Raw genomic sequence first — 16152 nt, forward strand, 5'->3', positions numbered from 1 at the left:
GGACGAAACGATGTTCAACCAACCATCTGGCCCCACTCTGCTCGGCTTTGACGTTATGCTCGTCGGGTCGATCCTGGCAGGGCTTGCCGCATTCGCCATCCTGATGGCGATCTATGCCGCGATCACGATCAAGGACCCCATGGCCAAGCGCGTCAAATCGCTCAATGAGCGCCGCGACGAGCTGAAAGCCGGGATCATCACCGGCGGCACGAAGAAGCGCGCCAGCCTGGTGCGCAAGTCCGAAACCACCGACAAGGTAAAGGACAGCCTGGGCAAGATGAACGTCCTGGAGCAGAACCAGCTCGCGATCGTTCAGCAAAAGCTCGCTTGGGCAGGCTACCGCAACAAAGAACTCGCCGTCATCATCATCGGTCTGCGCGCTGTGCTGCCGATCGTGTTCGGCCTGATCGGCTTCGTGGTCTTCTATTGGCTCGATTATTTCGAGTTCGGCGACGGCTCGCTGAAGAAGCTGGGCGGTTTCGCAGCGCTGGTTTTCCTCGGCTATAAAGGCCCGGAGATCTACCTCTCGAACCAGGCGGCCAAACGCACGGCCGAGATCCAAAAGGGTTTGCCAGACGCGCTCGACCTGCTGGTCATCTGCGCCGAAGCCGGTCTCACCGTTGACGCAGCCTTCAACCGCGTCGCCAAGGAACTGGGCCGCGCCTATCCGGAACTGGGCGATGAATTCGCTCTCACCGCGATTGAGCTGTCCTTCCTGAACGAGCGTAAGCACGCCTTCGATAACCTTGCCTACCGGGTCAATCTGGAATCGGTGAAGGGCGTGGTGACGACGATGATCCAGACAGAGCGTTACGGTACGCCGCTCGCTTCGTCCTTGCGCGTTCTCTCGGCTGAATTCCGGAACGAGCGGATGATGCGCGCTGAAGAGAAAGCTGCGCGTCTGCCAGCGATCATGACCGTGCCGCTGATCATCTTCATTCTGCCGTCGCTGTTTATCGTTATTCTCGGCCCGGCGGCCTGCGATATCTCGGACGCGCTAATGTAGCTGCGCTATCCGCGACAGGAACGCCTTTATCGGGCAATCCGAAACAGAAACGGGGTCGATCCATCAGGCGCGGATCGGCCCCGTTTTTGTTTGCGGATTAAGCAGGCCTTACTGGCGTGAAAGCGCCGCCGCGCGGGCTCGCATCCGTTCCAGCATGGCGCGAAGGGCGCTCTCTTCGGCGGGGTCAAATCCGTCAAACAGTTCGCGCTCGGTCGCTTTGGCAAGCGGCATGACTTCGCGGTGGATCGACTGACCCTCTGCCGTCAGCGCCAGCAGGTGAGAGCGGCCATCGGCCTCATTCTCAGCGCGTTCGATAAGCCCGCGCTCCTCTAGCACTTTGCACGCGCGGTTCACGGCCACCTTGTCCATCAGCGTCACCTCAGTGAGGTCGCGCTGGGTCAGGCCGCCCTGCCCTCTAGAATCCTGTTTGGCAGCCGCATCCCCCAGCACCGCCATCACGCGCCACTCGGTCACTTTCAGGCCAAAGCGCTTGCGATAGCGTTCCGCGATCAGGTCGCTCACCGCGTTGGAGGCGATGGAGAGCTGGTACGGCAGAAAGCCGGACAGCTCATAATCGCCGGCGGCTTCTTGAGGTTTTGCGTGAAGTGTCGTTGCCATGGGAAAGTGGTTTCCCATGAAACCATCCTGCTTGCAAGTCACTCGTAGGTGCGCTCTTCCCACCACGGATAAAAGTCGGGCATGTCTTCGCTGACCTTGCCCGGATACATCGGCTTACGCTTCTCAAGGAAGCTGGCGATCCCTTCCTGCGCATCCTTGCCGCGGCTGAGGCGATAGATTGCGCGGCTGTCGACCTTGTGCGCCTCCATCGGGTGGTCCGCGTTCATCATCCGCCACATCAGCGCCCGCGTCATTGCGACCGAAACAGCCGAAGTGTTGTCGGCAATCTCCCGCGCCAGGTCCTGCGCGTCATGGAGCAGATTCTCAGGCCCATGGATCGACCGGATCAGGCCGCCATCCTTGGCCTCCTGCGCCTCAAATACACGGCCCGAATAACACCATTCGAGCGCTTGGCTGATCCCGACAATGCGCGGCAGGAACCAGCTCGACGCCGCCTCTGGCACGATCCCGCGCCGGGCAAAGACAAAACCATAGCGCGCGGTGGAGCTCGCAAGGCGAATATCCATCGCCAGCTGCATCGTCGCGCCCACGCCGACCGCGACACCGTTGCAGGCGCTGATCAGCGGCTTTTTCGATTCAAACAGACGCAGCGTCAGCCGCCCTCCCCCATCGCGCACGCGTTCATCGGAGAGGTCGTCCACCTGTGCAGCGTCCGCGAAGACCTGTCCCCCACCCTCTGGCGTTAGGTCCGCACCGGCGCAGAAAGCCCTCTCACCGCTGCCGGTAAAGATCACCGCACGCACCGCGTCATCGGCGTCGATATCGTCCATCGCCGCGATAATCTCCGCTCCCATCGTGCGGGTATAGGCGTTCATCTTCTCAGGCCGGTTGAGCGTGATTGTGGCGATCCCATCAGCTTTTTCGACGAGGATCTGCGTGTAATCGGTCATGTTTTCTCTCCCTGCGCGCTGCTCGCCGCACATAAGCAAAAGGCGGGAGTGTTTGCACGCCCCCGCCCTTCGATTCTCACGATTTAGATGGTAGCGATCACTCGCTGTCCTCTGAAGCCTCTGCCGTCAGGCCGAGCGATTCCAGCATGTATCGCACATCCGGATCGCGGCCCGCGAAGTTGCGATAGACCACGTCGTAATCCATCGTTCCGCCCCGGCTCAGCACTTCGCGGCGCAGGCGGTCGCCATTGGCGCGCGTCAGCCCACCATTGTTGCGGATCCAGTCGCGGCTGTCATGGTCGAGCATCTGCGTCCACAGATAGCTGTAATAGCCCGCCGAATAGCCATTCGGGCTGGAGAAGATGTGGTTGAAGTAGCTGGAGCGGTAACGCGGCGGCACCAGCTCCACTTCAAGGCCCAGCTCTGACAGCGCTTGGCTCTCGAAGGCCGTAACCTTCTCCGGCGTATCGATCGCGGCGGCTTCTTCAGCGGAAAGCGAATGCCACTTCATGTCGAGCAGCGCGGCTTCCATCACCTCACCAAAGTCATAGCCCTGGTTCCACTTGGACGCTGCATCAATGCGCGCAAGCAGTGCAGGCGGCATCGGTTCGCCGGTTTCGATATGGGCGGTGTAGTTCGCGATCATCTGTGGATCATCGCGCCACATTTCGTGGACCTGCGCGGGATACTCAACGAAGTCACGCGGGGTCGCGGTGCCCGAAAGGCTCGGGAATTGCTGCTCAGCGAACAGACCGTGCAGCGCGTGGCCGAATTCGTGGAAGGTGGTGTTGACCCAGTCGAAGCTGATCGTCTGGACCTCGCCCTCTGGCGCTTTGGGCACGTTGAGCACGTTGTAAATCACAGGCTTTTCGTCAAACAGATAGTTCTGCGAGACAAAGCTGCCCATCCACGCCCCGCCGCGCTTTGACGGGCGTTGGAACGGGTCGAAATAGAACAGCGCCAGCTCCGATCCATCCGCGTCGAAGATCGTGTAGACGGTCACATCCGGGTGATAGACCGGAATGTCATCGCGCTTCTCAAAGGTCAGGCCGTACAGTTCGGTCGCCATGTAGAAGACGCCGTCTTCGAGCACTTTTTCGAGCGGCAGGTACTGCTCGACCTCGGACTCGGAATAGTTGAAGCGCTCCTGACGGACCAAGTTGGCATAGCGATACCAGTCCCACGGCTGGACTTCGAAATCCTTGCCATCTTCGGCGATACGGGCGTTGAGGATTTCCGCTTCACGGCGCTGCGTTGCCGCGAGAGCGGGCACCATCTGCGCCATGAATTCGAGCGCCTTGTCCGGCGTGTCGGCCATGTTGCGATACATGGAATAGCTCGCCCAGTTCGGCTCACCAAACAGGGCGGCTTTCTCCGCGCGCAGAGCCGCGATCTTGGCGACCAGCATGCGCGTGTCGTATTCCGGATTGGTGCCATCAGCGCGGTGGAGGCTGAGCTTCAGGAAAGCCTCCCGCGTCGCGCGGTTTTCGAGGTTAGGGATCAGCGGCTGCTGCGTCGTGTTCTGCATGACGAGCGCATATTTGCCTTCCATGCCCATCTCTGTTGCGCGCGCGGCGGCTGCGGCGATGGCGCTGTCGGACAGGCCCGCCAGCTCCTCTGCCGTGTCAACGATCAGCGGCTGCTGGTTGGTCGCGTTGCGCACGGTCTGCGCGAACTCAGTCGTAACCGCAGACATCTCTGCGTTGATGACTTTGACTCGCTCCTGCTGCTCTTCAGTGAGCAGAGCGCCGGCATGGACCATGCCTTCATAAGTGTTCGACAGCAGCTTGGCTTCTTCGGGGGTCAGGTCGAGCGTGTCGCGCTTGTCATAGACCGCCTTCACGCGGGCAAACAGCGCCGGGTTCAGGCTGATGCTGGTCGAGTGGAGCGAGAGTTTCGGGCCCATCTCAGTGCTGATCGCGTCGAGCCGGTCGTTCGTGTTGGTGCCGGTCAACTGGTAGAAAACGCGGCTAACGCGGCTCAGCATGCGGCCTGATTTCTCAAGCTCAACAATCGTGTTCTCGAAAGTCGGCTCGGCCGGGTTGCCCGTGATCGCGTCGACTTCGGCGAGCTGGATTTCCATGCCCTGCTCGAAGGCCGGAATGTAGTCATCCTCGGTGATTTTGGTGAAGTCGGGTGCCTGGAATGGCAGCGTCGAGGGCTGCGCGAAGTATCCCGTGCCTTCCGGGATCACCGGGTTGTATTCGGTAACAGCAGGCTCGGAGGCGGAAGCAACGCTGGTCTCGCTCGCATAGGTCGAGCAACCGGCGAGCAGTGCCAATGCGGAGACGGAGGCGATGAAGGGAACGGGTTTGAAGGTCATGGTGGTCCTGTTTCCAGTTGGTTTTGCGTCGGCGCAGTTGGAGCGCTCAGACGGGGGGTCTTCTAAGGGTTGTTCCTAGGCACGTTTTTTGCGGAGCGACACCGGTCTTGCAAGGGTAAACCGTGCAACAGCATTCGCATGACAAGCAAGCTGTATCGCGCGCGAAACAAAAGGGCCCCCGCCTGCGCGAGAGCCCTTCTTTTGTTTCAAGCGTGCCGGTCCGAGTTAAGTCGGCCTGAAAGGCCGCAAGGGCGACTGCCTGTCCCCTTCGGCTGGCTGGCAAGCCAGCCGCTCAGGATAAACTACGCGGGCGCAGCTTTGCTGCGCGTCTAGCGAGGATGTGCCCCCGGATGGGGGCACACAAAACTCAACGCGGCGCCATACGGATACCGCCGTCGAGACGCACGTCCTCGCCGTTGAAATAGCCGGTTTCGATCATGCACAAAGCAAGCTTGGCATATTCCTCTGGATTGCCCAGACGCTTGGGGAAAGGCACGGACGCGGCCAGCGCTTCCTTCACCTGCGGCGGAGCGGCGTTCATCAGCGGGGTCTCAAAGATGCCGGGCAGAATGGTGTTCACACGGATACCTTCGCGCATCAGATCGCGGGCGATGGGGAGCGTCATGCCGACCACGCCGCCTTTTGATGCCGAGTAAGCCGCTTGGCCGATCTGGCCGTCTTCGGCTGCGACACTGGCGGTGTTGACGATTGCGCCGCGATTGCCCTCGTCCGACAGCGGATTGAGCGTCATCATGCCAGCAGCCGATTTGGCGATGCAGCGGAAGGTGCCGATCAGGTTGACCTGAATCACAAAGTCAAAGGCGCTGATCGGGAAGTGCTTGATTTCACCCGTCTGCTTGTCACGGCTCGCCGTCTTGATCGCGTTGCCGATACCAGCGCAGTTCACCAGAATACGCTCTTGACCGTGGGCTTCGCGAGCCTTGGCAAAACCGGCGTCGACGTCTTCGTCGCTGGTCACATTGACCTTGCAGAAGATGCCGCCGATCTCAGCGGCCATCGCCTCGCCCTTCTCTTCGTTCATGTCGAAGATCGCGACTTTTGCGCCCTTGGCGGCCAGCGCGCGAGCCGTTGCCGCGCCGAGGCCCGATGCGCCGCCCGTGACGACGGCGGGTGTGTTGGCTGAAACTTCCATTATGCTCTCTTCCTCTCAGGTAGGGGTTTGTATTTAAACAGATTCAACGCCTTTGCGTTTGAATACGCTTACAGCGATTCAACAATCGTAACGTTGGCGACACCGCCGCCTTCGCACATCGTTTGCAGACCGTATTTCTTGCCGTGACGCTTGAGTCCGTGGACCAGCGTCGCCATCAGCTTCGTGCCCGATGCGCCGAGCGGGTGACCCAGAGCAATCGCGCCGCCATGGACGTTCAACTTCTCCGGATCAGCGCCCGTATGCTTGAGCCATGCGAGCGGAACAGGCGCAAACGCCTCGTTCACTTCGTACAGGTCGATGTCCTCGATCTTCAGACCCGCACGCTCCAGCGCCTTGTCGGTCGCGAAGAGCGGCTCTTCCAGCATGATTACCGGATCGCCAGCGGTCACAGTCAGGTTGTGGATGCGCGCCATCGGGGCGAGGTTGTGGCGCTTCAGCGCCTCCTCGCTCACCACCAGCACGGCGGAGGAACCGTCGCAAATCTGGCTCGCGCTGGCCGCTGTCACCATGCCGTTGGGGTCGATCAGCTTGACCCCGGCAATGCCTTCGAGCGTCGCGTCAAAGCGGATGCCTTCATCGACCGTGTGGGTGTCGTCGCCCTCTGGCGTTTCGATGGAGACCGGCACGATTTCCTCGTTGAACGCGCCCGCTTCAGTCGCCGCCTTCGCCTTCAGATGGCTGTTCAGGGAAAACTGGTCGAGCTCATCCTTGCTCATGCCGTGTTTCTTGGCGATCATCTCCGCGCCCATGAACTGGCTGAACTGGATATTGGGGTATTTCTCTTCCAGACCCGGCGATTTGTAGTGGCCCAGCCCCTCTTTCATGTGGAGCGTCGCGGTGGAGCCCATGGGCACGCGCGTCATGCTCTCGACACCGCTGGCGATGACAACGTCCTGCGTCCCGCTCATCACGGCTTGGGCTGCAAACTGGATCGCCTGTTGGGAGGAACCGCATTGGCGGTCAATCGTCACCGCCGGCGTGCTCTGCGGCAGCTTGGAGGCGAGAACGCCCATCCGACCGACCTGCATCGCCTGCTCACCGCCCTGACTGACGCAACCCGTGACCACATCATCGACCGCGTTGGGATCAATCCCGCTGCGATCCACCACCGCATCCAGGCTCTTGGCAAGCAGATCAACTGGGTGAACACCGGCGAGACGGCCACCCCGGCGGCCTCCTGCGGTGCGAACGGCATCGACAATATAGGCTGTGGCCATGATAGAGGCATCCCTTCCGTTTACGTAAACGTTGTTATTTGCCACTTACCTATGGGAGGTAGGCGGTCAAATCAACTGGCCAAATGCAGGTTGGGAACGCTATCGGTTCTGGGATCATGACGAGCATTCTCCAATTCAGCCGCGTAGTTGTGGAGCTTCAGCCACTATGAGCAGCGCACCCCCCCGTCTATCGGCTCCCGAAGCGATGGTCCGCATCCGCATGGCCATGCAGCAGGGCGATCTGGCGGGTGCGCGCGGAATTGCGGAAGGAGCAAGAGCCGATCATCCCAATGATGCCGCGATTGCGGATGCAGCGGGTGATCTGGCGTTGAGGTCGAACGATCTGGATGCAGCGATCAACCATTTCGGGGCCGCTGCTGCGCTTGCACCTCAATTGCTGGATTACAGCCTCAACTGGGCCATCGCATTGCAGCGGGCGGGGCGACATCGTGAGGCACTTGGCCTTCTGGAGACAAAGGAGAAAAGCGGGCGCAGCATCGCCAAATATGGCAGCATCCGCGCGCTTTCCCATCGTTCTCTGGGTGAGCCAGACAAGGCAGCAAAGTGGTATGACGCTGTCCTGGCCATAGAGCCACGCCATCCGCGCGCCTTGCATGGGCGTGCCCGTGTTGCGCTGGAACGCGGCGAGGACGGCGCTTTGGCTCGCTTCGACACCGCTTTGGCGATCAATCCGGGCGATGCCGATTTGTGGCTGGGAAAGGCGCATGCCTTGGATATCGAGGGCGACAGTGCAGGCGCGCGCGTTGTGGCTGAGCAAATCTGCGCGCAAGCCCCTGGTTTCGTCGCGGCACTGGCATTCCTCTCGGAGCTTCGTCTGGCGGCGGGCGAGAGCGACTTTACCGCGCCATTCAGCGCAGCAGCGGCCAAGGCCCCGCAGGATCCCAACATACTCGTGGGACACATAGAAGCTCTAGCCGGTATCGAGCACGCAAAGCAGGCGGCAGAGATCGCAGCGGACGCCCGGCTCCGCTTTCCGAATGAGCCACATTTCGCGTTGCTGGAGGCGGTTCACGCAGGCACCGCCGGTGAATGGGATCGCGCCGAGGCAATTTTCGCGTCGCTGGAGACAGACACAGCCAATCGCGCCATGCTCGAAGCGCGCCACGCGATCCGCGCCGGTCAGGTAGAGCGGGCTGACACTTTGCTGGATCGGGCCCTAAACGAAACGCCATGGGACATCGCCACCTGGGCTCAGCGTGGGATCGTTTGGCGGTTGCAGGATGACCCACGCGCGCAATGGCTGCACGAACAGGAAGGTCTGGTTCAATTCCGCCCGCTGATCGCGCGCGATGGCCTGATTGACGACGTGGTGTCAGAACTGCGAACACTGCATGCGCGGTCCGCCATGCCGCTCGGACAATCATTGCGCGGAGGAACCCAGACACGTGGCATCCTGTTTCATCGCTGCGAGCCGCTGCTGAAGGAGCTGCATGACGCGATTGTCGCAACGCTTGGCGAATATCGAGCAGGACTGCCTGCCGCCGACCCCACTCACCCCTTGCTGCGTCACAAAGATGCGCCTTGGAAACTGGCAGGATCATGGTCAGTCAGGCTAACGGGTGGAGGAGATTATCATGCCTCCCATATCCATCACTTGGGCCTAATCTCGTCTGCGCTGTATCTGGTCGTGCCCGACGATGTGGAAGGGCCAGACCAGCAGGGTTGGCTTGAGATCGGACGGCCAAAGCCGGACCTTGGGCTTGATCTTGGACCTATTCAAAGCATCAAGCCACAGGTCGGCCATCTCGCCCTGTTCCCAAGCACCGCCTATCATGGCACAGCCCCCTTCACGTCGGCAGAGCGGATGACTGTCGCGTTTGATGTGGTGAACAGGGAGTAGTCGGGACACCGATGACGCAGCAGTCGAAAGATGATGCTTGGGGCGACTTCTGGGCTCTCAATGCGCGCGGCAATAGGCGCGGCAAGACGGGTGGCTGCTTGCCGCAACGCTGGGCCGCGATTGAGGAAGCTCAGCAAGCCGCATGGGGCGCATTTGTTGCTGATCTGCCGGAAGGCGCGCGCGTGCTGGACCTTGCCACTGGCGATGGGCGCGTACTCGGCTGGATGAAGTCCAAACGGAGCGATCTGGAACTGGTCGGCATTGATCTGTCGCCCACCCTGCCCCCGCCGCCTGCGGGCACAACGACAATTCCCGGCACTCCGATGGAGACACTGCCCTTTGCAGACGATCACTTCCACGCCGTCGTGAGCCAATTCGGCTTTGAATATGGCAATGTGGCCAAGGTGTCGAAAGAGGTTGCCCGCGTCCTCGCACCCGGCGGTAAAGTGGGTTTGATGGTCCACCGTGGGGACGGCCCGATCTTGGAACACAATCTCCAGCGGCGGCGCGAATTGCTTTGGCCGCTCAAGGAGAAGAGCATTGCCAAGAAGGTCAAGTCGATCCTTCAAGGCGGTCCCGCTTCGATCGACAAGGCCGCAAGCTTCGCTGGCAAGATCGCGGAACAAGGCGCCAAGAAGTTTGGACAACAATCGCCCGCTTGGGAAATCCCCGAAGCCATCCGTCGGTCTTGCACCATGGGCAGGCGCGCAGGTGTTGGTTCAATTATCGAAACTGTCGGCACCATCGAAGGCCATGCCAAGAACGAGCTGGGCCGGATTCAGTCATTGAACTCCGCCTGCGCCACCGCCGATGACCGCAAGCGGATCGAGAAGACCTTTGCCTCGCTCGGCCTTGCACACCGCGACACGCATCCTTTGCGCGAGCCGAGCGGGCGGGAGCTGGCTGATTTTATCAGCTTCGGCTGAGCCATCCCGCGGTAGCGCGGCTCCGCCCTCTCCCCACAATCCAAACGCAAAATGGGCGCCAAGTCCGAAAACTTGGCGCCCTTTTTGTTAGGCTGTGAGCCCGGTCCCGGCCCCAGCCAAAGCCAGGAACCGGAGACCGGATCACGTGTCCAATTAGAAGCGGAACCGTGCCGAGATGAAGAAGTCACGGCCCAGAACGTCGAAGGTGCTCGGGAAGGTGTTGGCCTGCTCCGAGTTATCGTCGCCCACGAGGATCGAGTTGGTGTCGTTCACGACAACGCCGTTTTCGAACACTGGCGTATCCGGCAGAGTGTCGAACAGGTTGTTCACACCAGCCGTAATCGTCAGCATTTCAGTGACGTCAGCCGACACCGTCAGATCGATCAGGTCGTAGGCGTTGATGCGCTCAACGCGGTCACCGTCGATCGTGTCATCGTCGGTCGCCGACAGGTGACGCCAGCGAGTCGAGAAGGTGAACGGACCATCGATGTAGCTCGCACGTGCGTTCCACTTGAAGGTCGCCTGCGGTTCGTCACAGACCAGACCAAAGCGACCAGCGCAACGATCAACCACGGTCGGGTCCAGCGGATCCGGACGTGTATCGTTGGTGTCCGTCCAGGTACCCAGGAAGTTGAGGTCAAGACGTGCCACATCGTCCGAAAGCAGCGCGAAGCCGAGATCGGTCGTGTAGTTGACCTCAAGGTCGATACCCGAAGTGCTCAGCTCACCAATGTTCGCGTCGCCCTGCGTCGGCAGAACGTCACGACCAAATGCACCCTGCGAATCGCGCGTACCGATGAACGGTGCGCAACGCGCATCATTCAGGTCTTGGGCTTCGACGAAGCACAGATCGAGCGACTGCTGGAAGGCCAGAGTGATGATGGCATCTTCGATAGTGATATCGAAGTAATCAGCCGTCACCGTCAGACCCGGCAGGAAGCTCGGCTCCAGCACAACACCAAGGGTGAAGCTGTCCGAAGTTTCTTCGAACAGGTTCGGGTTACCACCGATCGACGTAGCGATCTGCGGGTCCGGCTGGATGGTTGTGTTGCGCGTATCGGTCGCAGCGTTCTGAATGCCGATATTGGCTTCCGGAACACCGTTAGCAATACAGGTGGCACGAACACCGCCCTGCGGCTCGTTGGCACCGATGCCTGCGCACGGATCGTTCGCAGCCGGGAAGTTGTTGGCAAAACCGCCAAACAGCTCACCCACGTTCGGAGCACGAACAGCGCGCTGATACTGCGCACGGAGCGTGATGTCACGGACCGGTTGGAACTGGACACCGCCAGCATAGGTCCAAACGCCACCAATCGCTTCAAGCGAGTAATCAGAGTAACGAGCAGCGCCGTTCAGTTCAAAGCGCATGCCGCTTTCGGTTTCGAACGGAATGTTGAGCTCAGCGAAGAACTCATTCACGTTGTAGCCGCCATTGGTCGGCAGACCAGCGTTAAAGCCAGCAACATCGCCCGATGCGAGGAACTCGTCCGGAAGGAACTGAGCGCTCACGATACGACGCTCAACACCAGCAGCGAAGCCAACCGGCTCTGCTTCACCCAGTGCGAAATCGCCGAACGTACCCGAGACAACGCCTGACATGACCTGAAGGGTCGAAATGTCGCCGTTTTGTGCCTGGATGCGGAACACATCAACCATGTCCGGTGTGAGGGTGTTCTCACCGAAGATGTTGATCTGGGTCGGACCAGTGCCGTTAATTGCTTCTGTGAAGCGCGAAACGGAAGCGTTACCCTGCTGGATGTTCGCGTTGCGAGTGCGTGCGAACAAGTAGTAGGCGTCGTAACGCAGATAGTCGTTGATTTCACCGGTTGCGCCCGTGACGATGCGGAATGCGTTCCGCTCATCCAGGTTGTTACGACCACCAGCTTCTTGCAGACGACGGCGAACCTGAACGTCGACCAGACCGTTGTTCTGGTCAGCGCCGGTTTCTGTAGCGTCAAGAGCACGCAGTTCGGCAGCCGAACCAGCACTGATAAAGCCGTCGGCTTCGAGCTGATCGATGTCGAGGAAGGTGTTCACGAGGATTGGCGTCGGTGCCAACTCAGAAGCAACACGGTTGTTCACGTAAGAAACTTCACCGTAGAGTTCGAGATTCTTGTTCACTTCGTAGCGCGCATTACCACCAAGCAGGTAACGTTCCTGCGGAAGCTGGAGGTAGTTGATCGGCGCGTAGTTGTAGAGATCGCCCGGCGTGACATAGTCACGCAGAACGCCTGGCTGACCAAAGATGGCGAGGTTATCAGTATCAGCAAAAGACGTACCGGTCACATCGCCGTCACCGTCGTAACGCAGACGCGTTTCAGGCGGCAGTGAAGAACCACCAGGTGCAAACGGATCGCCACTCAGAACGAATTCGGAGAAACCACGATCGCCCTGGAACAGTTCCTGACGGTCAAAATACTCAGCGTAGACAGTCACGTTACCGCGGTTGTCAGCGAAGTCTGTACCGATGGCACCATAAACCTGATAGCGGTCAGCATCGCCACGCTCGGTGATCGAGTACTGGCCACCGATTTCCGCGCCTTCAACTTCGCGAAGACCGAAGTTCACAACACCGGCAAGAGCGTCAGAACCATAAACAGCGGAAGCACCGCCGGTCACAACTTCAACGTTCTCGAGGAGGAACTGCGGGATCGTGTTAAGGTCGGTCAGCTGGTTGACGTCAAAGAACGTCCAGCGACGGCCGTTAACAAGAACGAGCGTACGGGCTGAACCCAGACCACGAAGGTTCAGAGTGGCAGCACCGTTACCCGGGTTGTTCGAGAACGAGGTCGTTCCTGGCACAACCTGCGGGAGCGCGTTGATAACGTTTTCGACGTTGACCGTACCGGTCAGTTCGAATTCTGCAGAGTCGACAACTGCGACGGGGGCAGCGGTTTCGACGTTGCGACGCTGAATACGCGAGCCGGTGACGGTAATCAGGTTACCTTCTTCGGCGCCTTCAGCGGTGTCAGTGTCTTGGGCGTAAGCTGGAGTCGCGACCATCGCACCTGCGATAATCGTGCCTGCAAGCAGGGAGCCCTTGCTAAAGCGGTTCATTGTATTCCCCTTGGATGTATCTGCCAAAATGACAGACAATTCACACTACGAGCGCATTCTCGTATATGTCGCGCATATGACATCCCGGACTCGCTCCGCAATCAGCCATCGCCCTAATTCCGAAGGTTGAATCGCAAGTGTGGCATTCACGCTACAGTTACGTGTGTCGCAAGTGTTCCACGTTTCAGAAGCGCCATTGACTCCGGGCTGTGAAAGCCCCGATCAGGTGTTTCTTATGCGTTTTGGAGGAGACTAGCGTTGATGCGCCGCACACAGAAAAGCCGTCCAGTTGGGGTCTATCCCCTTGTATTCGCTGGAGGAGTACTGCTCGCACTGACTCCATTGCAGGCGCAAGACACGCCATCGGCGCAAGATCCCGACTATCTCGACGCTCTGCGTTCCTGCCAACAGATCGTCGATGATACAGCTCGGCTCGACTGTTTCGACGCGGCGGTCGGCAACATAGTCACGGCCTCAGACGCAGGAGATGTGCAAGTTGTCGACCGAGAGGACGTGCGGGAGACCCGGCGGTCGCTTTTCGGCTTCCAATTGCCGGATTTGGGCATTTTCGGCAGCGATGATGACGACGAGGAAGAGGATGAGCTCTTCACCACCACGATTGAGCGAGTGCGCTATCTCTCATCGCGCAAAGCCCAATTCACCACCGCTGAGGGCGCAGTTTGGGAGATGAAGAACATCCCGCGCCGCTTGCGCCGGATTGAAGCGGGCGACCGAGTGGAATTCAAGCAGGCCTCGTTCGGATATTTCTTCATCCGCATCAACGGCCAGCTTGGCGTTAAAGGCCGCCGCATTCAGTAGCGGAGAACCATCGGCCTTAGCCACAATTGGCTTCACGCAAAGAGAAAGGGCCCGGTTGCATCGCTGCAACCGGGCCCTTTTCTGTGTGGATCAGGTGAGGCTTAGAGCCCGCCCGGTCCGCAATCGTTCGCCAGATAGTCGAACATCTTGGTGTAGAGCTGCTGCTGGTGGTTGTACATCTGCGTGTTACCGAAGTGATCGGCATCCACCAGCGTCACAAACTCACCGGTCTTGCCAGCGGCTTCGAACGCCTTCTGATAGTCCTCAAAGTGATAGTAGAGGACGCGGCGGTCTACATTTCCGTGCACCATCAGGAGCGGAATGTTGACCTTATCGACTTCCTGGATCGGATTGATGCCGATGGTCCCACGGCGTTCCGCCCAATCGATAAAGGCCTTGGGTGCGTTGCTTCCAGCGCGGCCAGCGCCCAGACGGAAGGACTTGGCAGGATCAGCCACGCCGTTGATGGCAATGGCACACTGATACAGCTGCTCTTCACGGCTAAGCGCGACCAGCGCTGCATAGCCGCCATAAGACCAGCCCCAGAACGCGACACGGTCGGGGTCCACAAGCCCCTGATCGATCAGGTACTTAACGCCGTCATCCTTGTCGTCTTGCATGGCGAGACCATGCTCACCATAGCCGGCATCAAAGTGCTCTTTACCCCAGCCCGTCGAGATGCGGTTTTGCGGATAAAGCACCATGTAGCCCGCGCTGGCGAACATCTGGCCAAACTCTGAGTAGCTCTGCACGGCATTCACGTGCGGGCCGCCATTGTGTTGAACGATCAGCGGGAACGGACCCTCGCCCTTGGGCACAGTGATGTAGGCCGGGATCATCAGCTTGCCGTCACGCGACGGGTAGCGAATGTACTTCACGTCAGCGAGCGCATCCTGGTTCAGCAGAGGATTGCGGCTGCCCAGCTTGGCCAATTGGCCTTCCTTCACGAGCCAGAATGAACCTGGATCCTTGGGCCCCACATTGTAGACCACCATGGTGCGGCCGTCATAGGAACGGCTGCGAATGGAAATCTGGTGCGAGTAAGGGATCTGAGATTCGAGGGCTTTGTATAGAGCCTCTTCATCAGCGTCGAAGAAGTGACGCTCGCGCTTGGCTCCTGGATACATCGCCCAGGCAAGCTTGTCGTTGCCTGGAATCGAATGCGTACCGATAGCCATGACATCGGATTCTTCCGACTTGAACAGCTCACGGCCATACTCACCGGTGTCGAAGTTGAACTCCCAAAGCGAGGCTTTGTCTGCGCCGTTACGCGCTTCAATGATGTAGCCGATGCTCGGGTTTTCAGCGCTGAAGCCGCGCAGACCTTGGAAACCGCTCAGAAAACGGTAGAGGTTTTCGTGATCGTTCTGGTCGTATTCCGGACCAAACTGAGTCCACGAGCCATCGCCAGGCTTGCGATAATAGGTCTTCACCTTGTTATCATCGATACCCTCAGCGTAACGAGGATTGCCATCATCATCGAATTGAATGCGGCCATATTTACTGCTGCCGCGGATCACGAGACTCTTTGAGCCGGATCGCAGATTCAGCTTGTAGAAGGACCGCGGACGGAAGGCCTGGAATGGATCGACGCCCAGTGAACCATTGGCTTCCGGCGCGGCGACCAGCACGGTGTCCGGCTCGTTCGGGAGCTCGTTGATCACGACAAGATTGTCCGAAACCTGGCTGAACTTATTGGCTTCGAGGTTGTAGAAGTACGTCGCATAGTTGCGGGTGTCATCTTCCTGACGACGCACGCGCTTGCGCTTCTGCTCCCATGCGCGGCCAACGATGATGTTATCGCTAACCCACTGAGCGCTGATGATTTCCATCGGGTCAGCGGCCAGCGTCCGATAAGGTGTCGACAGGTCGTCAACCTTATAGATCTGGAGCAAATATTCGCCTTCGCGGCTCGGGTTAATGTGAACCAGAAGGTGCTTGCCATCGGGAGACAGGTCAACCGCATTGACCACATCGCGCAAGGCCCAGACGTCGATCGGAACCGCCGGCGTTGCTTGCGTTTCGGAGGGTGCTGCGACACTCAGGCCCAAGACGGACGTGCCGAGAACGGCCGCCATCAACGGTGCTTTCAAGAATTTCATGATGTGAACTCTCACTCGTTTTTCAAAGTTACCCCAAAGACGCTGCGTCACCTCCAAAAATCAGCAGGCCTCGGCTGGCATTTTAAACAAAAAGGCGGCCTCCAAGCAAGTGCCTGGAGGCCGCCTTTTTTCATTCGT

General features: G+C 59.4%; 11 protein-coding genes. 4 read left to right on the top strand and 7 right to left on the bottom strand.

What is annotated here, in order from left to right:
* The first annotated feature begins 10 nt into the window (after window positions 1-10).
* A complete protein-coding gene (locus tag AC0V6X_RS09690) occupies window positions 11-1006 on the top strand; it encodes a type II secretion system F family protein (RefSeq protein ID WP_486184348.1) in 996 nt (331 codons plus the stop codon).
* A gap of 108 nt (window positions 1007-1114) precedes the next feature.
* Here the strand turns inward: AC0V6X_RS09690 and AC0V6X_RS09695 are convergent, their stop codons facing one another.
* From AC0V6X_RS09695 to AC0V6X_RS09715, 5 genes are all read right to left on the bottom strand, one after another.
* On the bottom strand, window positions 1115-1624 hold the full coding sequence (locus AC0V6X_RS09695; protein ID WP_486184349.1) for a MarR family winged helix-turn-helix transcriptional regulator: 510 nt from the start codon (window positions 1622-1624) through the stop codon (window positions 1115-1117).
* A gap of 38 nt (window positions 1625-1662) precedes the next feature.
* Window positions 1663-2535 (bottom strand): crotonase/enoyl-CoA hydratase family protein, encoded by an 873-nt coding sequence (locus AC0V6X_RS09700; RefSeq protein ID WP_486184350.1) that lies wholly within the window; start codon window positions 2533-2535, stop codon window positions 1663-1665.
* Between the two features lie 97 nt (window positions 2536-2632).
* On the bottom strand, window positions 2633-4858 hold the full coding sequence (locus tag AC0V6X_RS09705; RefSeq protein ID WP_486184351.1) for a M3 family metallopeptidase: 2226 nt from the start codon (window positions 4856-4858) through the stop codon (window positions 2633-2635).
* A 367-nt stretch (window positions 4859-5225) separates the two neighbouring features.
* On the bottom strand, window positions 5226-6011 hold the full coding sequence (locus tag AC0V6X_RS09710) for an SDR family NAD(P)-dependent oxidoreductase (RefSeq protein ID WP_486184352.1): 786 nt from the start codon (window positions 6009-6011) through the stop codon (window positions 5226-5228).
* Window positions 6012-6079: 68 nt separating this feature from the next.
* Window positions 6080-7249, bottom strand: coding sequence for an acetyl-CoA C-acetyltransferase (locus AC0V6X_RS09715; protein WP_486184353.1), 1170 nt, complete (start codon window positions 7247-7249; stop codon window positions 6080-6082).
* A gap of 166 nt (window positions 7250-7415) precedes the next feature.
* On the opposite strand from AC0V6X_RS09715, the gene AC0V6X_RS09720 reads away from it, so the two are divergent.
* Together AC0V6X_RS09720 and AC0V6X_RS09725 are read left to right on the top strand one after the other, a co-directional pair.
* Window positions 7416-9110, top strand: a complete 1695-nt coding sequence (locus AC0V6X_RS09720) for a putative 2OG-Fe(II) oxygenase (protein ID WP_486184354.1) — start codon at window positions 7416-7418, stop codon at window positions 9108-9110.
* A gap of 11 nt (window positions 9111-9121) precedes the next feature.
* Complete coding sequence (locus AC0V6X_RS09725; RefSeq protein ID WP_486184355.1) at window positions 9122-10036, top strand: class I SAM-dependent methyltransferase; 915 nt, start codon at window positions 9122-9124, stop codon at window positions 10034-10036.
* A 153-nt stretch (window positions 10037-10189) separates the two neighbouring features.
* On the opposite strand, the gene AC0V6X_RS09730 is transcribed toward AC0V6X_RS09725, so the two are convergent.
* Window positions 10190-13093: a TonB-dependent receptor domain-containing protein gene (locus tag AC0V6X_RS09730; protein WP_486184356.1), complete on the bottom strand. Its 2904-nt coding sequence runs from the start codon at window positions 13091-13093 to the stop codon at window positions 10190-10192.
* Window positions 13094-13354: 261 nt separating this feature from the next.
* On the opposite strand from AC0V6X_RS09730, the gene AC0V6X_RS09735 reads away from it, so the two are divergent.
* A complete protein-coding gene (locus tag AC0V6X_RS09735; protein WP_486184357.1) occupies window positions 13355-13912 on the top strand; it encodes a hypothetical protein in 558 nt (185 codons plus the stop codon).
* A 101-nt stretch (window positions 13913-14013) separates the two neighbouring features.
* Here the strand turns inward: AC0V6X_RS09735 and AC0V6X_RS09740 are convergent, their stop codons facing one another.
* Window positions 14014-16014: an alpha/beta hydrolase family protein gene (locus tag AC0V6X_RS09740; RefSeq protein ID WP_486184358.1), complete on the bottom strand. Its 2001-nt coding sequence runs from the start codon at window positions 16012-16014 to the stop codon at window positions 14014-14016.
* Window positions 16015-16152 lie beyond the last annotated feature (138 nt).

Source organism: Erythrobacter sp. S267 (assembly GCF_057365045.1).